This is a genomic window from Lamprobacter modestohalophilus, assembly GCF_016583905.1.
In the GTDB taxonomy this organism is placed as follows: domain Bacteria; phylum Pseudomonadota; class Gammaproteobacteria; order Chromatiales; family Chromatiaceae; genus Lamprobacter; species Lamprobacter modestohalophilus.
In genome coordinates this window covers 139,591-164,065 of the sequence record NZ_NRRY01000003.1, presented here as the reverse complement: position 1 = coordinate 164,065, position 24,475 = coordinate 139,591, and the positions used below count along the sequence as shown (strand labels likewise).

Sequence of the window (24,475 nt, the reverse complement as noted above, 5' to 3'; positions counted from 1 at the left end):
GCGTCGCTCTAGCCTCATACTAAAGACTGATGTACTTCCGAATTCTGGGACCTGCCCAGTTCGTCAAGGGCAGCGGGAGTTTAGACCAGGCATCGATCACCCAGGCGCGAACGCTTGTGATCGCCTCCTCCTGCTGCCAGAGGACGGGCGCAAAGGCGTCTGGGTGGCCATGATAGCAATATAAGTTCACCGGTTTCGCCCCCCATTGCTGTTTGAACTTGTAAGTGCCTTCATCGACGGTGGAACGGCCGAAGTCGAAGCTGCCTGCTTCTTCTTGGCAGGCCTGTGCCAGGATGGTCCAGTACAGGAGCATATTGGGCGCGAGCGGATTATGGCTCGCGAGGGTGGAGGCCCAGGGGATGGAGATGAGCGAGCGGCTGCGGAGGACAAGGCCGGCACCAATGGGCACTGTTCCGTGCCAGACGATGGTGATCGCGCAGCGCTGGCAGTAGTGGTTGCGGACCGAGGCAAACCATTGTCTGCTATGCACCGGGGAGCCGAGCTTGCGCATATTGACGGCCATGATGCGATAAAAGGCGTCTAAATGCGCATCGTCTGTCGCCGTGCTGACCGTCAGCCCGTTTTTTTCGGCCTTGCGGATCTGCGAGCGCAGCTTGGACTTGAAGCTTGCCAGTAAGGTCGCCGGATCATCCGGCAGGGCCAGCCGCATCTGGACTTTGGCCCCGGGCGCTGGGGGTTGGTCGGTTGGATCGGTGTCGCTTGCTCGGTAGGTGAGCTGGGTGGCGCCGATGGTCCGCGCCTGGTCAGCCAGGGCGTTCTTGAGCGCGTCGTGGATCTTTTGGTCGGCGCTGAGGATGTGGCCGGTATCGCAAAACGGTTGACAGCAGAGCGTCGGCTTTCCGAGCGGTCTGTTGAACTGACAGGCTGGGGCGACGCCGACGACGCTGTCTCGTTGAAAGGCCAGCAGGCTTTGGTTTGGATGCCGGTAAGCGTGCTCGACGCTCTTGAGCCAGGCGCTCGCATGATAGGGAGTCGCCGCGCCATGCTGGTCGACAAAGGCGTCCCACTGGGCTTCGTCTCCCGCTTGCCAGGGGCGGATGTCGACACCGCTGGACGCTGTTCTCAAGGGGCCGACTCCTGCAGGTCGGCAGCGGCCTCGCTGACCGTGCAGCATCGCACATCGGCTTTCGACTGCAGGTGGCGCACCACGGCAGCGACTCCGCGGCTGATCTCATGAAACGCGTTTTGGTTGGCGATGAGGGAGTTCGGGTTGTCGACCAAGCTGGAGCTGTGCATGTACATGTGGAAGACGCGCATGCCGTTGGCGAGCATTTGGTCGGTGAGGTTGAGCATGTCTGCGCGCTCGGTCAGCTCTGGGCTGAGATACAGTTTCCGCAGCCAGTGCGTGAACCAGGCCAGTGCTAGGGGCTTGAACGGACTCAACCTTGGCGACGAGATGCGCCGGTGCCAACGGTTCGCGCGATGGAAATCGCGCCAATTGTAGCCAACGCTGACCGGAATTTCGAGCATATCCTTCGATGCACTGACGGCAAGCGGGTTCTGCAGGGAGGCCCAGTAAGGCTCTAGGTGCGCGTCGTGGCAGTCGAAGAACTGATTCTCCCAGAACGGATAGATGCTGCAGTCGATGCTGAAGCCATGCTGTTTGAGGAGCTGCATGACCTTGCCGTCGATCCCCCAGCGGCCGGTTCGGAAGCTCACTGGCCGGACGTGAAATTGTTCCTCGAGGATCTTGACGAGATTTTTCAGTTTGATCTCGACTTGCTCGATCGGCAGGTTGACGACGTGGCTGTCCCTTTCATTCGGGCGGCCAAAATAGGGCGGATTGCACCAGGGATGCAGGTGCGCGGCGATCTCGTACTGACCCGTTCGCTGGAGCTCACGTATCACCTGAACGGCTTGTTCGTTGTTAGCGACGGGGTAATCGACGAATAAGGTCGGTCGCACGCCAAGGTCGTAGCAGACTTGGTGGAAGGGACGGAGCTGCTGCACGTTTTCAACGCACCATCCAGCCTCTGGGAAGGGGCCAGACCAATCCCAGCTTTCCTCGGTATCGATGCTGAGCAGGAACAGGACCTGTGGGCGTCTCATCAATGAACCCTCTGGGTTAGGCGGCGAAAGAGGGTTGTGTATTCCGCGGCCATGCGTTTGGCGGAGTAGTGCTGATTGACGACGTCTAGCCCCGCGGTTGCCAGCGCCTGACCGGTCGCAGGCTGGTCGAGCAGTGTGTTCCAGTGCTCGAGCAGGGAGGCTCTGTTGCCTAAGGGGGCAAGCAACCCGGTCTGTTGATGCCGGACCAGTTGATCTACGCCGGGGATGTCGTAGGCCGCGACGGGCACGCCCATGGCGGCGGCTTCCATCAGGCAGCGTGGAATGCCCTCTAGGGTGCTGGTCATGGTGAAGAGGTCGAAGGATTTGAGCAGTTCCAGGCGGTCGTCTCGAAACCCGAGAAAGTGGATATCGGGCGCGCAATGGAGTCGCGCGGCATAGGCCTCTAGCTCGGCGCGGTCTTCGCCGTCGCCGACCAAGACCAATTCGACGTCGGTGCGCGACTGGCGGAGCATGGCGAAGATGTCCAGCATCTCTCGCAGGTTCTTGCGACTGATGAGCTGGCCGATGAAGCCGATGCGCTTTTTATGTTTTGGCGCGACGGCGTCAGGATTGTTTGCAATGGCTTCGACCTCGTGCAGGTTGACGCCATTCTGGATATAGGTGAGTTTGGATTCCGCCACCCGGTGCCGGCGTGCATCTTCCATCAGTTGTGGGGAGAGCGGTGCGACGCTGTCCGCGAAGCGCATGGCCTTGCAGCCGAGCCAGACGAAGAGCCTGAGCTTGATGTCTTGTGCGTTCTCGAAACCGTGCGGCGTGATGATCACCGGGATACCCGCGCGACGGGCGGCGAGGAGGCCGAGGATGTCTGACTTGTAGCCATGCGTGTGGATCAGGTCGACATGCTCTGTGGTCAGTAGGTCGGACAGGCGTTTGACGGCGCTGAGGTCGAAGCGGCCAGACATCGGGATGGCATGGGTTGCCAGGCCGGTCTTTTTGTACTCCCGCACGAGCTGCAGATCAACATTCTGTGCCTCCGCGGTGACGGCCAATTCACACTGAACCTGTGCTGGGTCAAGGTACTGCGCGAGCGCCAGAATCCAGCGCTCGGCGCCATAGAAACCGGTGGAACAGATGAATTGCAGGACTTTGATCGGACGCTCCATCGGGTGGAAGACTCCTGGATGACAGACTGCTGAATGGCAAACGGCTGAATGGCAGGCGGCTAATGACAGACTTTTGGGCTGGTCTAGTGTGCGATGGGCTTGAACAGCCCGCGCAGGGTTCCGTAGGCCCTGGCTGGAAAATACAGCAGGTAGAACTTGAGGATCTCAACGAAGGGGATCTGTTTGTCGGCCATTGTCCAGAGGCGTGCGCTGTAGACCAGCGTCGGAAAGAAGGCGATGCAGAGGCCCGCGCCGGCGAGGACCCATGAGCCCGCGATGGCTCCGAGAAGGATGATGAGGAGGCCCAGGGGTATGAACATCGGCATGATCAGGCTCGGCACTTCTCGCCACGGGATACGCCGCCCCTGCACGGATCGCAGGTTGGACTGGCCGCGCCAGATCTCTTTGATGAACATTGGCCACAGGGCTTTATCCTCGCCGAGATGGATGTAGCTCGCCATGGCGCTATAGAACAGGCGGCCGTATCCTCGGGCTTGGTCGGTGAAGTAGTAGTCTTCGCAGGTGACGAGATGCGAGGGGAAGCCACCGATCTTTTCGACGAGCTGCCGGCGCATGAACAGGTTGCGGCCGGGCAGAAATTCGACGTCGGTGTCGATCTTGGCATTGCTGAGCGCCGTCCGGATGCGCTCGAGCACGGGCGCCTCTTGGCTGTTGACCTGAACCGCGCTGACGATCGCAGGTTCCGGGGTGGTTGTTAGCAGCCGATGCATGACGTCGAGCCAGTTAGGCGACAGGCAGACGTCGGCATCGAGGAAGGCGACGAACTCGGAGCGGGTCTCGGCCAAGCCTAGATTGCGCATGTCGGAGATGGTGAGGTCGGTCGGGACCTGGACCAGCATGAGCGCTGTCTCCGCGGGAACGGCGAGCGTTTCTCGCGTCAGTTCGGGCTCTTGTGTGACGACGCAGACTTGCCATGCCAGTGTGGTCTCTTGCTCGACCAGCGAGGTCAGGGTTTGGACCAGCATGCTGGATCGCCCCTTGTGGGGGACGATAAAGGTGACGTCAGGCATTGCTGGATGCTGTCTGTTTGAATCGGCGCGGCTTGAATCGGCGCAGCTTGAATCGGCGCAGCGGGAGGCGGGGGAAGAGCCAGCGCTGTTCTTTTCGCCAATCGAACCGTCTCAGTCTTGATACAAAGGCGCTGAGGAGGTTGCTTGCAGTGAGTCGGTTGTGATCGAAGGGAGACGCTGCCGTTTCGATCTCTGGGATCGGGTGCGTGCAGGCCGATGCGTCTTTGTAGTATGCCAACATGGGTAAGTTCTGCAGCAAGATGGCTTGGACGCGTGTGAATGCGGTCTCTTCGTGGTCCTTTAGGCGCCGATGGATCTCGGCTTCGAAGGCTTGCGCCTTTTCCTGCAAGGCCTTTCGGTTTGTCGGGTGATACCTGGCTGCTGCATAAAAGATGCAGGCCTTGCGTAGGTCTTGCGCCGTCCAGGTCTGATTGGGAAATTCCAAGATGTCTGGTTTGTCGAGGTAGATGCCTTCATGCAGCAGCATCCAGTCTGCGTAGTGCAGCAAGCTGTTGACGGCGTATCCCCAGTCGGCATCATAGTGGTCGCGTTGTTCCTTGAACCAGATCAGCCGTATGGTGGCTTGCAGCAGCACGGTATAAAACCAGGCCTCTTCGACATCCTGCAGATTTCTGAGGGAAATATCATCCGCTGGGTGGACACAGTGGCGAACGACCTGCCCGGCCTGATCGAGATAGGCTGGATTGCCGGTGACCCAGTAGGCATCCAGTAGCGCGTTGATGAGGTTTCCTGTGCCTCTGTCCAGCGGATACTGTCCGGTGAAGGGGTTTTTCAGCCCTGGCACATGGCGGTTTTTCAGCGCCAAGGCCAGCTCGAGCAGCGAGTCGGTGCCGTCGTAGTAACGGGTGATCCAATCGGTGAGCTGCAGGACCGCTTGCTTGCTGCGCTCGGAGGCCGTCAGGAGGTAGTGCAGCGCGAGACCGGTTGTATAGCAATGCTGGCCACCGGGACCACCGCCGCCGGCATGCCCTTGGTAGATGCCTTGGTCATGCTGGCCTGAGAATGACCGGTGGGTCGAGGTTAGGGCGGGCAGGTAGTGATCGGTATGCCAGAACAAGCCGCCGTTGTATTCGGGCTTGTCTTCGTCGGTGTGATAGATGTCAATGTTGACGACATGGTCGACGAGATCCCTGGCGAGCTCCCACCAGCGGGGGTCTCCGGTGGTCAGGTAGCGATAGATAAAACCGCTGACCGGATCGTACTGGTTGTTGTAGTGGGAGACGAAGATCCCTGGTTCGTCGCTTAACGCCGACTCGTGATCCGCAAACAGATCGCCAAAGTTGCGCCATCCGTAGGCGTCGAGTGCCTCGCGTTTGGCGAAGAAACCGCGCTGCTCATCCAGCGATACAGTCGTCAAGCTGGCAATCTTGGAAGGGTCGGCATCTTGCGCTAGAAAGGGGATGACATTGGCGGCAATCAGGCTGTTGAGATCGAATCGTGGCGGCGCATCTTGCGAAGCGGCGGGAACTTGCCCAAGCATCACCCGGAAGGATTTGCAGAGCTTTTCTCCGGGCTGCAGATCGATCTCTTCGTCGTCGCGATGCCAGCGCCAGGCAATCACCTGCCCTTGCCCCTCCGGGTGCGCGTGACAGGAGAGTTGGTTTGGAAATTGCTGCCAAAAATGACTCCACGACAGCTGGAGTAAAGGTTCTTCGCCGCCTAGCCGCAAGATGGGAGCGGCCCGGTCACCGGTAACGACCTTTCCAGCGTGGTGCCAGCGATAGCCTTTGAAGGGCAATCTCACGCTCCTGTCAGCGCCCATGTGTACGGGGCTCTGCCAGTGCTCTCCCCCGCTACTCGCTTGAATCAGGCAGTCTCCGGCTTGCATGCGGTACGCGTCACCACTCAGGTTCAAGGACGGCGTTATCGGTATGCCTGGCCGTATGTCCCACCCTATCCCTTGGAGAACAACCGAATGGGGATCACCGAGATCCCAGCGGCCGCCGGGATGCAGCGCAGCACGTGGATTGTGTAGGGTGACCGTCGCATCTAGGTAGCCAAGGTCATGCAGGGTTATGCTGACCTCTACCCTCAACGGTGAGCCGGGGCAAACCTTGAGATGATAGATCCACTTGAGGTGGGTTTCGAAGGTCAGCCTTTGCACTTGATGCGAGACGAGTCGCTCAGGGCTCAGCGAGGGGCAGACTAGACTGAGCTCACAGAGCTGAATGCCGTTTTTTGTCAGACGCAGGAGCGGCAAGCCTTCGTCAGCCTCCCAATTGCTGCCGTCTTGACCCGAGACGCCAGCGATGCCAGACAGGGAAACCCATTGGAGCGAGCAGTCCGGCCAATACTGCAATACACGGTAGCTCACGCCCTGCCAGTCGAGACTGTCGGCACGCCAACCGAGATTCTCGGATAGCGACAACTCTGCCAAAGAGTACAATGCCCCCCGCGGAAAGCAGAGGGTTTGTTGCCGCCGTTCCACGCTGTTCGGTGTGTTGCGGAGCGATGGTTGCTTCATTTGCGGTGAGTCAGCGCCGTGGAACACTCGGGGGTGCCCTTGATGCATCTGGTTTTGGCTTGTATCAGCCTTGTTAGCACCCCACAGTTTGCCCCAGATGCACCGCAGTGCGATAGAACCTGAAACGCTGCGCGGCTCGAACGGCCCGAACCGCTGGCAAAACGAGGGTTTTTCAAGGCTAACCAGATCAGGGTACGTCGCTCGATTTCTGCTAAACTTGTCGAAAGTTTGGCGATAGACCCTAAGCATATTAGCCTCAGCCCATGGGTTTGTCGCGCCAACCCCGAACATCGTTCGCCCGACTTCTGGAGCAGAGACCTCCAGGTGGCCGAGTAAGCCCCTGATGTTACGAGTTTTAGCCAATCATCGTTGAGCAAACCGTAGAGTTTTGGACGGAACGATGATCAAGGCCACCGTGCAACAACCAGAACTTGTCGCGGGTGACTCAGGTCTTATAATCCTGACACAGGATAGTTAACCATCACCCTCGGGTTGCTTGGCGCGGCTTTTGCATAACTTAATTTTTTAGCGACTATTTGGTAACTCACTAATGAACGATCTGACCCACAAGACTCCGAAAAGTAAGGCGACCGCAGCGGAACCAAACGAAGCCTCACCGACTGTTAGCTCCTCGCGCCGCCGCCTGCTGAAGCAGGCTTCTATGGCTGCACCTGCAATGCTGACCTTGGGTAGCGGAGCCGCCATCGCGGAAGACAGCTGTACTCGGATTCATAGGCTAAGGGACCAGCGTGATGCTGCTTGCAAAATAGTTGGTGAAAATGAAGATGGCTCTCCCAAAGTCGCAGATCTGCCGGCGTGTAATAGCTTGAACGCAGTTGCGTCACTTGGCAATAGTAATATTTGTCCGTAATGGACCCCCTCAAGCTAATAGGTCATAGAATACACGGAAAGTCAAAATGTGGCACACATGCACATCAAACAGATCAGTCTGCGCTTGGCAGGATGAGCAGATTGTCTTCTTCCCTCGATCCGGGGAAACACACTACCTTAACCACTGTGCTTCGTCAATTCTCGAACGGCTAGACCTTGAGCATATGAGCACTGAAAGCTTACATCGAAGTCTTAAAGATTCTCGGAGCCAGGCACCTAGCTTAGATGAGGTTCGCAGTATCTTGAATCGTTTTAATGAACATGGACTCGTAGAGGACATCTGACGCCATTGAAGGTCGGCACTCTTAAGCAACCGCTTTTCGCCAAAATACTTGCTCGGAAAGGGATAACGGTTCGCTTCGGCCCATTGCAGATACGCTTGCGCACGCCAATTGAGTCGCTTGCGAGTCTTCTGCATCATTTTTGGCGCGATTTTCCTCTGGTTGACGAGCCAGCGATCATCGACTGCCATATCGCTGTCTCTAGGCATCTCATTCATCGACGCTGGCCCAACCCGGAACTGCTTATCCTGGTCGATGGGCGTGCAATTGGCCCCTCTTTTCCGCTTGCGCATCATTTCCCCATGCTTGAATGGGGGGTTAATCTCTGCTTGGCCCGCAGAGCCAATCATTTGCTGATGCTCCACGCTGCCGTGATGGAACGTCACGGTCAAGCACTGCTACTGCCGGCCCTTCCAGGCCATGGTAAATCGACCTTGTGCGCGGCGCTGACTCATTCCGGCTGGCGGTTACTCAGCGACGAGTTTGGTTTGGTGCGACCCGAGGACGGCTTGTTATTGCCTGTGCCACGTTCTTTGCCTCTTAAGAATGCCTCGATTGATGTGATACGCGCCTTTGCACCACAGGCCGATCTCGGCCCAGCTTTTGAAGGAACCCACAAAGGGACGGTCGCCCATGTACGCCCACCGACCGAGAGCGTTCAACGCATGGATGAACCTGCTCAGCCACGCTGGGTGGTGTTTCCGCGTTGGGTGGCCGGCTCGCGGCTGCGCCTCGAGCCGGTGGTCAAGCCGGATGCCTTTCTGATGGTGGCCACCAACGCCTTTAACTACGACATCCTCGGGCAAACTGCCTTTGAGCTGGTTGGCCAAATGGTCGATGCCTGCGATTGCTACACCCTGGTCTATTCAGACCTGAAGGAAGCGATGGCAGTTCTGAACGAACTGACAAGTTCTGCCAATGCCTGACAGTTTCAGCCAAAAGCGACATGCAGCGCGGTTACTCATCGGGGCGCTGCGGCGGCCGGCCGACCTGCCTCACTTAAGCCTGACAGACTGGGATCTCCTGCTACGGCTAGCCCGCCGCACCCAACTGCTCGGCCGCCTTGAGGCCGATCTCGCGCAGCTCGAATTGCTCGATCGCATCCCCGAACGGGCGGGCAACCATTTGCGCGCGGCGCGGAATCTGGTCGCGCACCGCCAGACACGTCTCACCTGGGAGGCGGACCGTGTTGTTTGGGCGTTGCGCGGTCTTGATCTGCACATCGTGGCGCTGAAGGGTGTGGCCTACATGTTGGCCGGCTTACCAGCAGCACGCGGACGGCTGGCCGTCGATGTCGATCTGCTCGTGCCGGAGGAGCAACTCCCCAGCGTCGAGCAACGTCTGCTGGAACGTGGCTGGATGCGCGAGAAGCTGGACCCTTACGACGACCAGTACTACCGGGAATGGATGCACGAGATCCCTGCCCTACGCCACCGCGAGCGCGAGACCGAAGTCGATATCCATCATCGGATCTTGCCGCGGACCAGCCGCTTGCAGCCTGATCCGGTGTTGTTGTTCCAACAAACCCGCGCGGTGCCTGGCTCGCCGATTCGCGTGCTCGGGCCGCAGGATATGATTTTGCACGCCTTGGTGCATCTGTTTCACGAGGGCGATCCTAAGGAAGGTTTGCGCCTGCGCGACCTGGTGGATGTTGCGGATTTGCTGCGGCATTTTGGCCAGGAGCCGGGGTTCTGGGAGGCGCTCGTTCCCCGGGCCGAGCAGTTACAGCTTGGGCGCCCGCTCTACTATGGGTTGGTGTTTTCCCGGCAGTTGCTCGGCACGGAGATCCCCGATACCGTTGCACAACGGGCGCAATCTGCCGCTCCATCCTGGCTTGTGCAACGGGCCATGGGTTGGCTCGTGCCCCGCGCGATCTTGCCTACCCACCCGGATCAGTCCGATCCGATCGCAGCGTTGGCGCGCTGGGCAATGTATCTCCGTGCACATTGGCTGCGGATGCCTCCAGGCTTGTTGTTTCAGCATCTGGCGCGGAAAACCTGGCGGCGCGTCCAGACCACACTTCAACCGCAAGGTTTGGGCTCAACAGACAAGTCATCCCGTTCTTGATCGGTCTCCATTCCGACTGCACAGCATGGTAGTATGCTGGGCATTGTCTACTGGCTGGGTCTTTAGGGGGTTCATTGTGAAAAGTCAATTGGCACTTGTCGGCTCCGTTCTTGGCTGGAGCGGAGTTCTTGTCTGCTTGGTGAGTGCGCTGGTCAAGCTGACCGGGTCTTATTACTTATTCGGCGCCGAAAGCCAATCAGTGTTTATCGGCGGGATTGGCTTGACGGTTGCCGGCATCCTCGCAAAGATCGAGGCTTCAAATCGCTGATTCCGCTTTTCCGCTTGAATGTGACGATAAAGCCTGATGCATTCCGTCAGAATCTTTGGTCATTTCCTGCGCCTTCCTTTGGTCCTTCTTGCGCTGCTCGAGGGGCTCATTGTTGCACTGTCGTTTTTTGGGGGTACTCACCTCAGATTCTGGCTGATCGGCAGTTCTATCCCCTTCGGACCCGGCGAGTTCGGGTTCTTAATGCTGCTTGTTGGCATTGTGTTCGTGGTGGCGATGGCTTCGGTTGGCCTTTACGAGGCAAGCCTCCGCGAAGGTCTGACCGGCTCAGCCATCCGCATTGCGCTCGCACTGTTGATTGGCAGTATCGGCATGGCTGCTATCTCTTTCGCCTTGCCCCATTTCGATGTGTGGCGCAGCGTACTGGCCAGCACTGTCGTCATCGCCTTTATTACAACAACCTTGCTCAGGCTCGGCCTCTACCGACTAGAGCCGTCAATCTTTCAACGCCGGATTCTGATCATCGGAGATACCAGCGTTGTTGATACCCTGCTTGCCGAAAAATCGCGCGGTCTCATCATTGTTGGCCTTGTGCCCTTGACGGAACAAGCTGCGCAACACGAATATGAGTTCCCCACGCTGCCGCATAACGCGCCGCTGGTTCACATCGCGACCACCGCCGATGTGAACGAGATCCTCCTCTCTATAAAAGATCGGCGCGGCGCGCTACCGATGGAAGAGCTGCTCGATTGCCGGATGTCGGGCATACCGGTGCTTGAGCCCCTGGATTTTTTCGAGCGCGAGCTTGGCATGGTCAAGCTTGATTTTCTCAACCCGAGCTGGCTCGTGCGGGCGTCGGGCTTCCACCAAGGTTATATGACCTTGCTGTTGAAGCGTCTTTTCGATATCGCCGCGTCTGCCGGTCTTTTCTTGCTGACGATCCCGATCATGCTGCTGGCGGCGCTTGCGATTGCCGTTGAAGATCGCTTCAAACACCCCGTTCTGTATCGGCAGATCCGCATTGGACGCGACGGCAACCCGTTTAAGGTGACGAAGTTTCGCAGTATGCGCGTGGATGCCGAGGCGGATGGCAAGGCACGCTGGGCGACGAAGAATGATCCCCGCATCACGCGGGTCGGTGCGTTCCTCCGTAAGACACGCATCGATGAGCTGCCGCAGCTGGTCAGCGTATTGAAAGGGGAGATGAGCTTCGTTGGCCCGCGACCGGAACGACCGGAATTTGTCGGCCATCTCGCCGTCAAGCATCCCTATTATGCCGCGCGCCTGCGGGTCAAGCCCGGCCTGACCGGCTGGGCGCAGTTGCGATACCCGTACGGTAACACTGAGGACGATGCACTACGCAAGCTCGAATACGATCTCTACTATGTGAAGAATCATAGTACCTTTCTTGATCTCCTCATCCTGGTCCAAACGGTCGAGGTCGTGCTGTTTGGCAAAGGCGCCATGTAGTCACAGCGTCACAGCGTCACGACGGCGGCGCGTTCAAGCGCTTGCGCACAGACAGTGGCATCCAACCCTAAGCGATCGGCAAACTGTTGTTGATCTCCGGATGGAGATTGGCCTCCTAGCCCAAGGCCTGATTGCTCGAGCAAGGCGTCTGCCAATCCGGTGAGCAAGACCAGCTGCTCATCATCCCCTTCATAGGCCGCGTTATGATGATGGCGGGCGACGAGCAGTAAGGGCGCCGGCATGTCCCAGGCGTCGTATAACCACTCACCGAGCTGGGTATGCTCGACGCCTAGCGCAAAGCGGTCGATGGTCGGCAAGGATAACGCTGGATTGGCTTCGATTAAGCGGCTGACGAGCTGAAATTGCTCGGGCAACAGATGGCCTAGGAGCAGGTAACCGATGTCGTGGGTAATACCTGAAAGCTGGATGACTCCGGGGGGTAGCTGGAACGCGGATCGTCGCTGTCGCGCCAATTCCTGCATCAGGATGCCGCAGCGCAACCCGTGCTGCCAGAGCCGATCACGACCAATGGGCCCCCGGTTTGGCGTGCGCAGTGGTGATAGCGCTGCCAACGCCAACGCGAGCTCCAAGGCGACACTGAACCCAAGCCGGGTCACGGCATCCTGTACCGTTTCGATTGGCTGCACCGCGCCGTAGAAGGCGGAGTTGGCGCGCCTGAGGATCTGGGTTGACAGGAACGGATCAAGCAGAATCACTTCGGCCAAGCCTTGGGCCGAAATGCGGTCATCATCTCTGAGTGACCACAGCCGTTTGGCCAGCGCGGGCATTGGCGGCAGCGCTTCATTAGAGCGCACCAGGTCACGAATATCTCCGGGAGGCAAGCGCCCGAGCGCGCCACGGTCAGCATTGGCAAGGTTCCAATGCAGAAGTTGGGGCTCAGAAATCATGGCCGCGCTCAGGTTCATCAGGAGCTGGGATGCGGGCTCTGAACATGAACATTGAGGCGGTATCGTTTCAGCTTCCGGTACAGCGTCCGTTCGCTGACTGAAAGCCCAGCGGCGACTTGTTTGCGGTTGCCGTGGTATCGGTTCATTAGCTCCATGATGTAGCTCGCCTCTGCCAATTCAATGGGGGAAAGATGCTCGGCGTTTGCCACACTCCTTTGCAGCCCAGCAGGGTCAGGGTCAGGGGCAGGCGCGGGCTCAGGCTCAGGAGCAGCATCAGTACTTTGCATCTCTGGTAGACGGATGGACGCCTCGGTAATCTCCCCACTCGGGTTGAGCGCGACTGCCAGGTGAATGATATTGCGCAACTCGCGAATGTTGCCAGGAAAGTCATACTGAAGCAGTTTCTGAACCGCAGCTTTGCTGAGACTGGGTTGTCCGAGCCCTTGCAGACTCAATTCTTTGAGCAAGAACTGTGCAAGCTCAGGAATGTCTTCCCGGCGACTGCGTAGAGGCGGAATCATGATCGGTAAGACGGCTAGGCGGTAGAACAGATCCTGCCGAAACGTTCCTTGCTTGACCATCGCTGCCAGGTCCTTGTGGGTCGCGCTGACCACCCGCACCCGGGAGCTTCGGTTTTTGGTGGCGCCCACCGGACGGAAGGACCCGGTTTCGAGTGCGCGCAGCAGTTTGGGCTGCTGCGAGATCGGCAGCTCGCCGATCTCATCCAAAAACAGCGTTCCGCCGTCCGCCAGTTCGAACATCCCGGTTTTGTTGGCCACCGCGCCGGTAAACGCGCCTTTGGCGTGGCCGAAGAGCTCGCTTTCAAACAGATCCTCGCTGAGGACCGTGCAGTCCACCACGATAAAGGGACCGGCTGCGCGTTGAGACTGCTGATGAATATGCTCAGCGGCCAGTTCTTTGCCAGAGCCGGTCTCGCCATGCAGCAGCACCGGCGCCTCGGTCTGGGCGGCCCGCTCCAGCTCGGTGAGCAGCGCTCGTGTCGCCGCTGCGTGCCCGAGGATCTTGCTCTCCGCAACCGGCGATCCGAGCAGCTTTAGATGTTCACCGAGATAGATCTGGCCGTCTTCGTCCAGCATCGGAAAGCCAAAAATCTGGGCTAACTGACTTTCGCCTGTGCCGAGCTTGATCAGGTGGTTTTCCGCATAGGGCTCTAGATCGCGAAAGAATCGTCGATGACGACATTCATCCTGTGGGATGGCGTCTAGGCTGCAGGAATCCTGTCCCAGGATGTGACTTCGGGTCAGGCCGAATACATGCTCGAATGCATCGTTGATAAAGCGTATCTGGCAGTCTGCAGCCACAACCATGAGCGGCTTGCGTTGTCCGGCAAGAATCCGCGATAGGGTGGCGGTGGGGGCAGTAGGGGCAGTAGTAGGCGTCATCACGATGGCGGCCCCATCAGTTCCAGCACTCGACGCGAACCACGTAGTCCTTTGCGGCCTCGAGCAGCCGATCGGGCCCGAAACGTTGGGCGCTGGCGGGTTTGAAATCGGCCGTCACACCCTGGCGCGCCAGAAACTCGCCCACCATCGGGGTTGGAATCGCCACGCCTCGGTCGCGAATGATGCGCCCCTGCTCCTTGTAGATCTTGCTGGTGTCGACCGCGGCGAAGACCACTCCGACCACCTGCCCTGCCCGGTTCAACACCGGCCCCCCACTGTTTCCGGGTCGCAATGGCGCCTTAAACGAGAGCGGCGAACGGCCACGACCAGGCACCTGGCTGAACAGCCCCTCGGCGAGCATTCCCTCGGTCAGCAACGGGATCAGCGGCGGCAATCCCTGGTTGGGATAACCGACGATGAACACCTCCGAGCCGGCCAGATCAGGCTTTTGCGCGATTTCGGCCACCGTGGTTGGCTTCAGATCGCTGCTGAGCAGGGCCAAATCCCGACTCGGCTGCGTCGCGACGAGCTTGACGCGACTCATGCGGCCGTTTGGCGATGTAATGGCAAGCTCGGAACAACCCTTGACGACGTGCGCATTGGTGACGATCGACCCGCGCCGATCGACAAAAAAGCCGGCGCCGATGCTCGTAAGACGTTTGCCAATGATGGTGGCGTCAGATGCCCCTTCGAGCGACTCGGCGATGTAGGCGCGGCGTTGTTGACGAACGCGCTCGGCCTCGGCGTCGCTGACGACGCGACCATCGCATTGGTCGGCACGTGAGCGCCGGACGATCTGGCGTTCCTGATCTAGACAGTTGACCAGGTCCATCGCGCCCCGAGTCTGGGCTCGTGCCGTACTGATCTGAAAACCTGACGCCATCAAGGCCGTTATGAGCAGCAGTGCCGGGAAAACGGGAGAAGACCGCATGATGTCCCTCGTGAGGCCAGTTCAGCCGTTAGCGAAATACTGATGAATATCCTATCCGGAAAGTCCGCAACTGCCTATCCGGTACACGCCTCTTGCACAGACCCATGGTACTCTTAGGCCGATGAATCGATGATAAATAGCAGGGGTCTTTTTCATGAAGGCTTTGTTGGTTTGTAAGCATACTGTGCCGTCTTGGTTGCTGCTCGGACGCTTAGCGATAGCCTTAGCGATAGGCAGCTTGGCAGGTTGTGGCGGCTCGGCTTCTTCGGATGACTATCTTGCTCGCGGCCAAGCCGCATTGCAGGAAGGCGATCTGCCCACCGCGGCCATCGAGCTGAAGAACGCCCTCCAGGCAAACCCTGAACAGGCGGTTGCCCGTGCCCTCCTCGGCCAGACGCTGGCCCGCCAAGGAAATGCGGTCGCCGCGATCCAGGAGTTGGAGCGCGCACAAGGCTTGGGCGCGGAGTTCGGGCTGTTGCAGCCCTGGCTGGCCGAGGCCTGGCTTCAGGCTGGAGAGCTCGCAAAGGTCGCTGAGATTGATGTCAACCAGGCAACGCCCGGGGCCCAACAGGCGCAATTGCTCGCCCTGAAGGCCGCGGCAGCGCTGGCCAGCGGGGATATTGAGGATGCCGCCGCCAAGGCGGAGAGCGCCCTCGAAGCAGATGCGACGTTGCCGGCTGCGACACTGACGATGGCCCAGGTGCAATTCGCGCAAGAAAACACGGATCAAGCGCGCGCGTTTATCGATAAGACGCTGACCGCGGAGCCAGCGAACGGCAACGCCTACCTCCTGCTTGGCGAGATCGAGCGCCGAGACGGCGATCTCGAGGCTGCGGAAGCGGCCTTTTCGGAAGCAATGAAGGACGCGCTGACAGCGTCGCGCGCGCAGCTCAACCGGGCCTATACCCGCATTCAGCTGGACAACCTGGCTGGGGCGCGAGAAGACATCGGCGACTTGCAAAAAACCCTGAAAGACAATGCGCTCGTCGCGTATGCCGAGGGGTTATTGCTATATACCGAAGCTCGATATCGCGAAGCCATCGAGCGCATCGATGTCGCGCTTGGCTCCAGCCCGAATCTGCAACCCGCATTGCGCCTTGCCGGCGCCACGCGGCTGGCACTCGAAGAACCGAAGCTGGCAAGAATCCACCTCCAGCGCTTCCTGTCGGTCCAGCCTGATGACATCGGTGCACAGCGCATGCTGGCCATGGCGCAGCTGCAAACCGGCGAGGCTGAAGCAGCGGAAGCGATTGCGCGCGCACTGGTGGCACAAGATCCAGACGATGCCGCGGCCATGAACTTGCTCGCCAGCGCCTTGATGATGCAGGGCAAACGCGAGGAAGGCACGGCCTATCTAAGACGGGTCAGGGCGGTTACGCCGAGCTCGCCGGAGCTTGACATGCGGTTAGGTCTGGCGCTTCTGGAGCAAGGCGATGAGGAGGAGGGTCTCAGGCTGTTGCGCGAAACCGCCGAGCAAAACCCCGAGTCCGCCACAGCGGTCGAGAAACTGGTCGCTGGTTTGGCGCGCTCTGGCGACTTGGAAGAGGCGCTGAAGACCGCAAACGCCTACCAACAGCAACATCCGAACGCCGCAAACGCCCAAGTCCTCGTCGCGGCCGTGTATCTGCAACAGGGCGAGATCGAACAGGCCAAGGCGGCCTTCGAGCAGGCGCTCGACAAGGAGCCCGGACATCTCCCCGCGAGCAGAGCGCTGGCCTCCCTGGCCGCTCAGGCTGAAGACTATGCCTTGGCCAGCAACATCCTCGAGTCGAGCCTGTCGCAGCATACCGATCATCTCGATCTGCTGATTGCCCTCGCAAAGCTCGCCTTGGCGCAAGATGAGACCGAAACGGCCAAGGCCTATCTGGACCAGGCGCTCGAGGCTCATCCTGACAGTATTACGCCTAGGCTTTACATGACGGCCTATGCTCTCCAACAGGGCAACGCCGAAGAGGCCTTGTCCTGGGCATCGGATGCTGTCGCACTGGAGCCTGACAACACCGCGGCCATTGGACTCCGCGCGGATGCGCAACTGGCATTGGAGGATTATCGGGCCGCTCGCGCATCCCTTCAGGAGCTCGTTGAGCTTCTCGAGCAACCGAACCCGCGCGTGCTCTATGCGCTGGCGCGAACCGACATTGCCTTAGGCAACCCTGAGGACGCCAAGCTGGCGCTGGAGCAGGCGTATGCCGCTGATCCTGATTTCACTCCGGTCTTGTTGGCGCTGGGGCGTCTTGCGATTCTGCAGCAGAACATCGACGAAGCTGCTGGCTATCTGAGCGCGCTACAGGAGCAACTGGGCGCGAACCAGCGCGACGTTCTTCTGATACAGGGCGATCTTGCCCGACTGCAGGGCAATCTGAGCGCGGCAGACGACGCGTTCCGTACGCTACTCGGGGCCAACGCTGAGTTCGACTTCGATCAGGATACCGCGCTCTGGAGCGCCGCTGAGCAGTTGGTGCTTGCCTATATTCGCCAAGGCGATCCCGAAGCCGGCGTCAAGGCGGCCGAGGAGCTCGCAAGCCGTCAGCCCGACTCGGCCCGCACCCATGCATTGCTCGGACTGCTCTACCTGCGTGATCAACAAGCCGATAAGGCGACGACGGCCTTCGAGCAAGCCTTACAGCTCGATCCCGCAAATGTCACGGCGACCAATGGACTGGTTTCCATGGATGTGCAGAATGACGATTTCGAGGCCGCCAGCAACCGATACAAAGCCGCACTGCAGCAGAACCCTTCCGACCTCAGTCTGCTGCTGGGGTCAGCGCGACTCGCACTGCTGCAGAAAGATCCTCAGGCTGCTGAAACCTTCCTGCTCAGCGGCGTCGAACGCAACCCGCAGTCGGCAGCGGCTACGTTCTATTTGGGCGCCTTCTACCTGCGACAGGGACATGCGGAAAAAACCCTCGAGCTGATCGCATCGGCGAGCCCTAACCTGACGCAGGACCCTCGATTACTGGCACTGAAGGCTGAGTCTGAACTCAACCTAGAGCGTTTCCGGACCGCCCTGAGAACACTCGAAACCCTCAATCGCCTACAGCCGAATCAGCAGAGGGTGCTGCTCACCCTCGCTGAAACGCAAGCGCGGCTTGGCCAGCTGGCATCTGCCAGAGAGAGCCTCAGGCAGATCCTAGCCTCGGAGCCCGAGTCCGTTCCGGCCTTGCGGGGCCTGGTGCGCCTAGCCCTGGCGGAAAATGCGCCGACGGCGGCCAAGCAGAACATTGATGCGCTCAGGGAGATCCTGGGCTCGGATCACAATGACGTTCTGCAATTTGAGGGACAAGTCGCTGAACAAGCCGAGGATCTGGAGCTTGCGCTGTCCAAATACCGGAAGGCCTTTGAGCAGTCGCCAACCGCAGCCAGCCTGCTGCCCGTGGCGCGTGTGCTGATACGCCAAGACCAGATTGCTGACGCTCGCGAGTTGCTTGAAGGCTGGGTCGCGGAACATCCTGACGACCATCGAACACGATTAGCCCTGGCTCAGCTGGAGCTCACTCGTGGAACCTCTGAACGCGCCATCGAGGAATATCAAGCGCTGATCGATAAAGGCGTCGGCAATCCCGCGGTGCTTAATAACCTGGCCTGGCTGCTGAAGGATCGTGATTCCGATCAGGCGCTGGTGTATGCGCGGCAAGCGCATTCTCTGGCGCCGGACTCCGCCGATATCGCGGATACGCTCGCGGTCGTGCTCCTCAAGCGGAACGAACTCGACGAAGCCAGACGATTGATTGACAGCGCGGTACAAACCAATCCCAACAACCCAAGCATGCGCTACCACAAGGCGCTGATCTTAGAAGCACAAGGGGAGCTGGCAGAGGCTAGGGCCTTGGTCGAGAAGATTCTCGCTGATCCGGCCCCGTTCCCTGAGCGGGAGGATGCAGTGCGCTGGCTTCAACAGTCATGAGACATCGCCGGCGTCGCTGAACAGGACGCCGGCGGCGTTTTCGACCGCGATCTGGCGGAAGACGACAGATGCAGGGCCGATAAGAATCGGCCCAAGGCTGGCTGGCTAGTGCGACAGTTGTCGCAATGCAGGAACTTGGCTGCCTGAGTTCGTTTCCCGCAAGCACTTTGAAACGTTCATGATGACCCGCTCGCGAAACGTCGATGGCAGCTTTTGGGGGTCTGACAATTGGCGAACACCCTGTTCCGACTGCGAAAAAAGCCCCACATTCGGTAAGCTGAAATTCATTCTTTACGCTCTCCGGAGACGAACTAACTTGAAGTTTCGATCGCTATCCAATCAATGCTTATTGGCCAGCTTGATCGATGTGTTCTGCCTGCGAACTTCGGGCTTACGGCAGGTTACACCCTCATGTAGCAGAAGTCATGCCTGACTGTGTGACCAGGAAATACCGAAGTCATTCAGCCCAGTCTGCTAGGGTTGTAGCCCAAAGGATCAACTGACGGCCGCTGACGATGACAGAATCTGCCATTTCTGACACCTGTGTCTGACACCCGTGTCTGGCTATATGTCTGACACAGCTGTCTGACGCCTGTGTCTGACATCTAGAGCGACAGTCCAACGGTCATCATCGGCATCTTACGCTCAGCACCCAAGAGAAAACGCGACCACCATGTTTGAAAGCTTCTATGGTCTGCGCACCGATCCCTTTCGCCTGACGCCCGACCACCACTTCTCGTTCAATCACGAGCAGTTCTCGCGCGCAAAGGCATACATCGACTATGCATTGGTGCGTGGCGAGGGCTTTGTGATGATCACAGGCAACCCTGGCACCGGCAAGACGACCTTGGTTGCGGACTTGCAGGCCCGACTTCTGAGCACTGAAACCACGACCGCGACGATCAACTGCACGCAGTTAGATGCCGAAGCGCTGTTGTTCATCTGTGCCTACGAGTTTGGATTACAGGTCCAGTCGAATCACAAGGCTGTCCTCTTACGGGAGTTGATGATCTTCTTCCGTCGCGAGCAGCAATCTGGCCGCCGCGTCCTCTTGATCATCGACGAAGCCCAGGATCTTTCTGTACTCGCGCTCGAGGAGTTGAGGCTACTGACCAACCTACAAGGCGGCGGTCGACCACTGCTGCAGATCATCTTGCTAGGACAAAGCGCACTTCGGGATCTCATCCGGCGACCAGAAATGCTTCAAGTGCACCAACGGATTGTCGCGGCCATGCATCTCAAACCCCTGAAGCCACAGGAAACGGTTGCTTATGTTCGCTATCGGCTCGAGACAGCCGGATGGACCGGTGACCCGGTCTTTCAGCCAGGCGTGGTGACGGCCATCTATACTTATAGCGAGGGGATACCGCGACTGATCAACCAGTATTGCAGTCGCCTGCTGCTGCGTGGCTTCAGCTTAGATCTGCACGAGCTGACCAGAAACGACGCCCAGGAGGTTCTGAACGAGCTTCAGGAGGAAGGCCTGGTTGAGGCACCTCGCCTCGAGGCCGATCAAGCCGCATCGTCCTCTGACATCCCATGGGATGAAATCGATCAAGGCCTCGCTGTTACTCAGCCCCCTCAGCCGCCCGAGCCGCCCCAACCGCCAGAGCCTGCATTAGCCGCGATTGACGAGGATCAAACGCGGCAGGAGCCAACAGCGCCGTTGACGCCAACGCTGGCCTCAGAGACAGAAGCCCTAGACATCAGACAGCAGCCAGAGGCAGCTGCCCATGTTACCCAAGTCTCTCCAGCTCCCGTCGCGGACGCGGCGCGCTATCTACGCTTCACTGCACAACCCACATCAGCCCCGCCGAATGAACTGCCCGCGGATTCCGATGCTAACCCATCCGAAACCTTGTACGCACCCTATCGGGATCAAAACAGGGAACCACGCGCTACCCCGGCAAAGCGGTTTCCTGTCATTGTCATCACGCTCATCATGGTCTTGCTCTTGGCAGCGAGCTTTTTGGGCGGCATGGTGATGACTGATGATGCATTACGTCAGAAACTTGTCGCCTTGGCGTTATCGACGTCCGAAACCGTTGTGACCTCAGTCACGGCAACGGTGCAGTCACTCCTACAGTGGTTACGAGCGCTCAACCCCAACGCCTAGCAGCTCGATCCTTCAGTCTCCTATCAGTGTATTACTTAGACTCGCGAAGCCTGCTTCATGCTCAACGCCGCCACGTTTAGTTATCTATCAGCACTGCTTGCTTCGAGTCTCTTATTTTTACTCCTCCTCACAACGTGGCGCGGGCGCCTGCAGGGTCTTCCCGCAATTTTAGGCATTGGCAGCGTCATCGTCTGGTCAGGCATATTCTTAGCGGATGCTGCCTGGAGCGCTTTTCCAGATGCGCTCATTCCATACGCCACCTTGCTGCGCAATGCCAGTCTATTTTTATTATTGACCTCGGCGCTTGTGTCGCTGATACCCAGAAAGACACGTCTCTACTTGTACTCTGCCATTAGTGTCGTCTTATCAGCAACACTGATTGTCGGTATCCTGCCGCAAACACTTGCTCTTGTAACAGAATCGCTACCAGCCTCTCTACCCACATCGATTTCACCGAGATGGTCGCTCGGTCTCTTACCCTATTTCTGGCTCCTACAGGCGATACTTGGCTTGCTACTGATTGAACAGATTGTCCGTAACTACCCGCAATCACAACTCTGGGCACTCAAGCATCTTTGTCTTGGGCTGGGCGTCATCTTTGCTTACGATCTTTTTTTCTACTCCGACTCCGTCCTGTTAAACCGCGTCGATCCCGATTTCTTGAGCGCGCGTGGCTTCGTGACTGCGATTGCAATTCCGCTCATCGCTGTGTCAGTTGCTAGAAACCCCGCTTGGTCACTCGATATTCATGTTTCGAGAAGCGTTGTTTTCCATTCTGCAACGCTGCTCAGTTCTGGCCTTTATTTAATGGCCATGGCGATTGCTGGCTACTATATAAGAGCATCCTCCAGCACTTGGGGCGCAACCTTACAAATCGTATTCTTGTTCGCCGCGGCCTTGCTCCTAATAACACTGTTGTTCTCTGGCCACATTAGGGCAAGATTAAAGATCTTACTGAGCGAACATTTCTTCAGTTTCAAATATGATTATCGTGCCGAATGGAGCCAATTCACAGAAAGTCTTGCCGCAACGGACGACAGGATACCAAAGACCATCATTCATGCCCTCTGCGGTCTTGTTAAGAGCCCTGGCGGCTTGATGTGGAGCGATAACGGGAGAGGCGCTTTCGAGTGCATCGAGATGCTCCAAGTTGACTCATACCCACCTCCGCCATTAAAAGCGCACGATCCACTGATCCAATTTATGCGCAATACCGGTTGGATTGTTGATCTTGCTGAAATGCGCAGCCAACCGGAGGCTTATCCTGACGTGGATGCGCCTGCTTGGTGCCACGACCTGCCACAACTATGGCTCATCATCCCCCTGTTTTTTAAGACAAAACTCATTGGCTGTGTTGCCCTGACAAGGTCAGCCGTTGTGCGTCATGTCAACTGGGAAGACCGGAGCCTGTTAAAGACGGCCGGCCTCCAAGCAGCGGCCATGCTCGCACAATTCCTCTCAGACCAAGCGCTGATGAATGCACGCCAGTTTGAAGCCTTCAACCAACTTGCCGCTTATGTTGCGCATGATCTGAAAAATCTGATCGCACAGCAGTCACTGATTGTCACTAATGCGGAGCGACACAAAGACAATCCGGAATTCATCAATGATGTCATTCATACGGTAAAAAACTCTGTCGAGCGGATGGAGCGACTGATGCTGCAGCTCCGACATGGCAGACGCGAAGAAGCATCGACGCGCTGCTCACTGGAGTCAGCAGTGACTGAAGCAATCAGCCGGCTCGGCTCAACCCCGCCAATCCCAACCATCGACATCGCTGACCAAACGCTATCTGTCCAAGCGGATGAGGAGCGTCTGATTACATCGCTAGGCCATCTTCTCAAGAATGCGCGCGAGGCAACATCGAGTAATGGCTCGGTTGAGGTTGAAGTCTTGCGCAAGGCTAACACGGCCATCATTCGCATCTCTGATGATGGCGCGGGCATGTCACAAGCCTTCATCAGAGACCGACTGTTCAAGCCTTTTGACTCGACCAAAGGGCTTACAGGCATGGGCGTTGGGGCATTCGAGAGTCGTCAGTTTTTTCACGCATTGGGTGGCGATTTAACAGTGGAGAGTACGCCGGGAGCAGGATCGGTCTTCACTGTCTACCTGCCCATACTTGACCAGCCTGAAGTTGTGAGCGCTTTACCACAAACTGAGGTTTCCGTATGAGTTCGCCCGCCCCGCATTTGTTGATTGTCGAAGATGATACTGGACTGCAAAGCCAATTGCGGTGGTGTTTTGATGGCTATCGCGTACTGATCGCTGGAACCCGTGCTGAAGCACTCGCCCATGTGCGCAAGCACCGGCCGAGCGTCGTCACCCTCGACCTCGGTCTACCTCCAGATCCAGGCGGTGTGACTGAGGGCTTGGCTACGCTCAATGATATTCGCATGCTGGCACCAGAGACGAAGATCATCGTTGTTACCGGTAATGATGAGCGAACGAATGCGGTCAATGCCATCGGCTTAGGGGCGTACGATTTCTATCTCAAACCCATCGACGCTGGAACCCTGCGCTTAGTCGTCGACCGGGCTCAGGCGCTCTTCAACCTGGAAGCCGAAAACCGGCTTTTCCAGGAGAAAAACCAGCCCGGCACCCCCTTTGCCAACCTCATCACGAGTAGTGACAATGTGCTGTCCCTGTGTCGGGAGGTCGAAAAAGTCGCGGATACCGACGCGAAAGTCCTGCTCATCGGGGAAACAGGCACAGGAAAAGAGTTATTCGCTCGCGCCCTTCACGACCTCAGTCGACGCACTGAAGCGCGATTTGTTGCTGTAAATTGTGCGGCAATTCCAGAACAACTTCTCGAAAGCGAGTTGTTCGGCTACGAAAAAGGCGCTTTCACGGGCGCTAACCGTCAGACTCCCGGCAAGATCGAGCGCGCTGACGGCGGAACCTTTTTTCTGGATGAAATTGGCGACTTGCCACTCGCTCTCCAGCCAAAGCTGCTCAGGTTTTTACAAGAGCGTGTTATTGAGAGAGTCGGCGGTCGCGAAGAGATCCCGGTCGATGTCCGGATCGTCTCGGCAACCCATCAGGATCTTCAAGCGCTTGCCGCTCAAGGGCGTTTTCGGGAAGACCTTTACTATCGGCTTGGCGAGGTCGTGCTCCAGCTCCCGCCTCTGCGAGAGCGTCCAGGTGATGCGATCGTACTCGCACAGGCATTCCTGAAACGCTACAATGCCCATTTCAGCAAATCGCATCGCGGCTTCACGCCGGATGCCCTCAACGCGATCGACCAGTACCCTTGGCCCGGAAACGTCAGGGAGATCGATGGCACGGTGAAGAAAGCCGTTGTCATGGCCGACGGCCCCGTGATCTCGGCAAAGGATCTTGGGCTGCAGCAGGACGCTTCGGAGACACCAACGCTGTCTTTGACCCTGCGGGAAGTGCGTAAGCAAGCGGAAACAACGGCTATTCGGAAGGCAATTGCACAGGCTGACGGAAACCTGAGCCAAGCCGCTAACCTTTTGGGTATCACCCGGCCAACACTGTATAAATTGCTTGAAAAATATGAGCTTAAGCCGAACGAGAGCCAGAGCCAGTAGCGAGATTCAGCATG

18 protein-coding genes are annotated in these 24,475 nt (G+C 58.2%); 10 read left to right on the top strand and 8 right to left on the bottom strand.

What is annotated here, in order from left to right; genetic code table 11:
- Positions 1–19 precede the first annotated feature (19 nt).
- The 5 genes from CKO42_RS02890 to CKO42_RS26920 all read right to left on the bottom strand — a co-directional run bounded on the left by CKO42_RS02890 (position 20) and on the right by CKO42_RS26920 (position 6,008).
- Positions 20–1,087 (bottom strand): GNAT family N-acetyltransferase, encoded by a 1,068-nt coding sequence (locus tag CKO42_RS02890; RefSeq protein WP_200238411.1) that lies wholly within the window; start codon positions 1,085–1,087, stop codon positions 20–22.
- On the bottom strand, positions 1,084–2,070 hold the full coding sequence (locus tag CKO42_RS02885) for a polysaccharide deacetylase family protein (RefSeq protein ID WP_200238407.1): 987 nt from the start codon (positions 2,068–2,070) through the stop codon (positions 1,084–1,086). The genes CKO42_RS02890 and CKO42_RS02885 overlap by 4 nt, the downstream gene beginning before the upstream one ends.
- Entirely contained in the window at positions 2,070–3,194 is a 1,125-nt protein-coding gene (locus CKO42_RS02880) for a glycosyltransferase (protein ID WP_200238404.1), read from the bottom strand. The genes CKO42_RS02885 and CKO42_RS02880 overlap by 1 nt, the downstream gene beginning before the upstream one ends.
- 83 nt (positions 3,195–3,277) lie before the next feature.
- Positions 3,278–4,225, bottom strand: coding sequence for a glycosyltransferase family 2 protein (locus tag CKO42_RS02875; protein ID WP_200238401.1), 948 nt, complete (start codon positions 4,223–4,225; stop codon positions 3,278–3,280).
- Entirely contained in the window at positions 4,218–6,008 is a 1,791-nt protein-coding gene (locus CKO42_RS26920; RefSeq protein ID WP_242479068.1) for a glycoside hydrolase family 127 protein, read from the bottom strand. The genes CKO42_RS02875 and CKO42_RS26920 overlap by 8 nt, the downstream gene beginning before the upstream one ends.
- A 39-nt stretch (positions 6,009–6,047) precedes the next feature.
- On the opposite strand from CKO42_RS26920, the gene CKO42_RS26915 reads away from it, so the two are divergent.
- The 6 genes from CKO42_RS26915 (at position 6,048) to CKO42_RS02845 (ending at position 11,645) form a co-directional block, all read left to right on the top strand.
- The gene (locus tag CKO42_RS26915; protein WP_207148636.1) at positions 6,048–6,221 is read left to right on the top strand and encodes a hypothetical protein; all 174 of its coding nucleotides are present in this window, start codon (positions 6,048–6,050) and stop codon (positions 6,219–6,221) included.
- Positions 6,222–7,627: 1,406 nt separating this feature from the next.
- Positions 7,628–7,885, top strand: coding sequence for an HPr-rel-A system PqqD family peptide chaperone (locus CKO42_RS28430; RefSeq protein ID WP_200238392.1), 258 nt, complete (start codon positions 7,628–7,630; stop codon positions 7,883–7,885).
- A gap of 5 nt (positions 7,886–7,890) precedes the next feature.
- Positions 7,891–8,808 carry an HprK-related kinase A gene (locus CKO42_RS02860; RefSeq protein ID WP_274608869.1) on the top strand — a complete coding sequence of 306 codons (918 nt, stop codon included), beginning with the start codon at positions 7,891–7,893 and terminating at the stop codon, positions 8,806–8,808.
- Positions 8,801–9,949, top strand: coding sequence for a nucleotidyltransferase domain-containing protein (locus tag CKO42_RS02855; protein ID WP_200238385.1), 1,149 nt, complete (start codon positions 8,801–8,803; stop codon positions 9,947–9,949). Before CKO42_RS02860 ends, CKO42_RS02855 begins: the two co-directional genes overlap by 8 nt.
- A 76-nt stretch (positions 9,950–10,025) precedes the next feature.
- On the top strand, positions 10,026–10,217 hold the full coding sequence (locus tag CKO42_RS02850; RefSeq protein WP_200238379.1) for a hypothetical protein: 192 nt from the start codon (positions 10,026–10,028) through the stop codon (positions 10,215–10,217).
- 36 nt (positions 10,218–10,253) lie between these two features.
- Positions 10,254–11,645, top strand: coding sequence for a TIGR03013 family XrtA/PEP-CTERM system glycosyltransferase (locus CKO42_RS02845; protein WP_200238372.1), 1,392 nt, complete (start codon positions 10,254–10,256; stop codon positions 11,643–11,645).
- A gap of 8 nt (positions 11,646–11,653) precedes the next feature.
- Here CKO42_RS02845 and CKO42_RS02840 read toward each other — a convergent pair whose 3' ends face one another.
- From CKO42_RS02840 to CKO42_RS02830, 3 genes are read right to left on the bottom strand one after another with little or no spacing between them, the layout of a single operon-like run.
- A complete protein-coding gene (locus CKO42_RS02840) occupies positions 11,654–12,553 on the bottom strand; it encodes an HDOD domain-containing protein (RefSeq protein ID WP_242479066.1) in 900 nt (299 codons plus the stop codon).
- A gap of 17 nt (positions 12,554–12,570) precedes the next feature.
- Positions 12,571–13,956, bottom strand: coding sequence for a sigma-54 interaction domain-containing protein (locus tag CKO42_RS02835; protein ID WP_200239134.1), 1,386 nt, complete (start codon positions 13,954–13,956; stop codon positions 12,571–12,573).
- A 16-nt stretch (positions 13,957–13,972) separates the two neighbouring features.
- Complete coding sequence (locus CKO42_RS02830) at positions 13,973–14,887, bottom strand: S1 family peptidase (protein WP_200238363.1); 915 nt, start codon at positions 14,885–14,887, stop codon at positions 13,973–13,975.
- Between the two features lie 154 nt (positions 14,888–15,041).
- Here CKO42_RS02830 and prsT point away from each other — a divergent pair, with 154 nt between their 5' ends.
- From prsT to prsR, 4 genes are all read left to right on the top strand, one after another.
- On the top strand, positions 15,042–18,791 hold the full coding sequence (prsT, locus tag CKO42_RS02825) for an XrtA/PEP-CTERM system TPR-repeat protein PrsT (RefSeq protein ID WP_274608868.1): 3,750 nt from the start codon (positions 15,042–15,044) through the stop codon (positions 18,789–18,791).
- A gap of 673 nt (positions 18,792–19,464) precedes the next feature.
- The gene (locus CKO42_RS02820; RefSeq protein ID WP_200238354.1) at positions 19,465–20,907 is read left to right on the top strand and encodes an ExeA family protein; all 1,443 of its coding nucleotides are present in this window, start codon (positions 19,465–19,467) and stop codon (positions 20,905–20,907) included.
- 57 nt (positions 20,908–20,964) lie between these two features.
- Positions 20,965–23,082 carry an XrtA/PEP-CTERM system histidine kinase PrsK gene (gene prsK, locus CKO42_RS02815; RefSeq protein WP_200238350.1) on the top strand — a complete coding sequence of 706 codons (2,118 nt, stop codon included), beginning with the start codon at positions 20,965–20,967 and terminating at the stop codon, positions 23,080–23,082.
- Positions 23,079–24,461: a PEP-CTERM-box response regulator transcription factor gene (prsR, locus tag CKO42_RS02810; RefSeq protein WP_200238346.1), complete on the top strand. Its 1,383-nt coding sequence runs from the start codon at positions 23,079–23,081 to the stop codon at positions 24,459–24,461. Before prsK ends, prsR begins: the two co-directional genes overlap by 4 nt.
- The last annotated feature ends 14 nt before the right edge of the window (positions 24,462–24,475 follow it).

Coding starts and splice junctions, on each gene's coding strand:
- CKO42_RS02885 (WP_200238407.1), bottom strand. CDS start 2,070: ATGAGACGCCCACAGGTCCTGTTCCTGCTCAGCATCGATACCGAGGAA.
- CKO42_RS02880 (WP_200238404.1), bottom strand. CDS start 3,194: ATGGAGCGTCCGATCAAAGTCCTGCAATTCATCTGTTCCACCGGTTTC.
- CKO42_RS02875 (WP_200238401.1), bottom strand. CDS start 4,225: ATGCCTGACGTCACCTTTATCGTCCCCCACAAGGGGCGATCCAGCATG.
- CKO42_RS26920 (WP_242479068.1), bottom strand. CDS start 6,008: ATGGGCGCTGACAGGAGCGTGAGATTGCCCTTCAAAGGCTATCGCTGG.
- CKO42_RS28430 (WP_200238392.1), top strand. CDS start 7,628: ATGTGGCACACATGCACATCAAACAGATCAGTCTGCGCTTGGCAGGAT.
- CKO42_RS02855 (WP_200238385.1), top strand. CDS start 8,801: ATGCCTGACAGTTTCAGCCAAAAGCGACATGCAGCGCGGTTACTCATC.
- CKO42_RS02845 (WP_200238372.1), top strand. CDS start 10,254: ATGCATTCCGTCAGAATCTTTGGTCATTTCCTGCGCCTTCCTTTGGTC.
- CKO42_RS02840 (WP_242479066.1), bottom strand. CDS start 12,553: ATGATTTCTGAGCCCCAACTTCTGCATTGGAACCTTGCCAATGCTGAC.
- CKO42_RS02835 (WP_200239134.1), bottom strand. CDS start 13,956: ATGACGCCTACTACTGCCCCTACTGCCCCCACCGCCACCCTATCGCGG.
- CKO42_RS02830 (WP_200238363.1), bottom strand. CDS start 14,887: ATGCGGTCTTCTCCCGTTTTCCCGGCACTGCTGCTCATAACGGCCTTG.
- prsT (WP_274608868.1), top strand. CDS start 15,042: ATGAAGGCTTTGTTGGTTTGTAAGCATACTGTGCCGTCTTGGTTGCTG.
- CKO42_RS02820 (WP_200238354.1), top strand. CDS start 19,465: ATGTTTGAAAGCTTCTATGGTCTGCGCACCGATCCCTTTCGCCTGACG.
- prsK (WP_200238350.1), top strand. CDS start 20,965: ATGCTCAACGCCGCCACGTTTAGTTATCTATCAGCACTGCTTGCTTCG.
- prsR (WP_200238346.1), top strand. CDS start 23,079: ATGAGTTCGCCCGCCCCGCATTTGTTGATTGTCGAAGATGATACTGGA.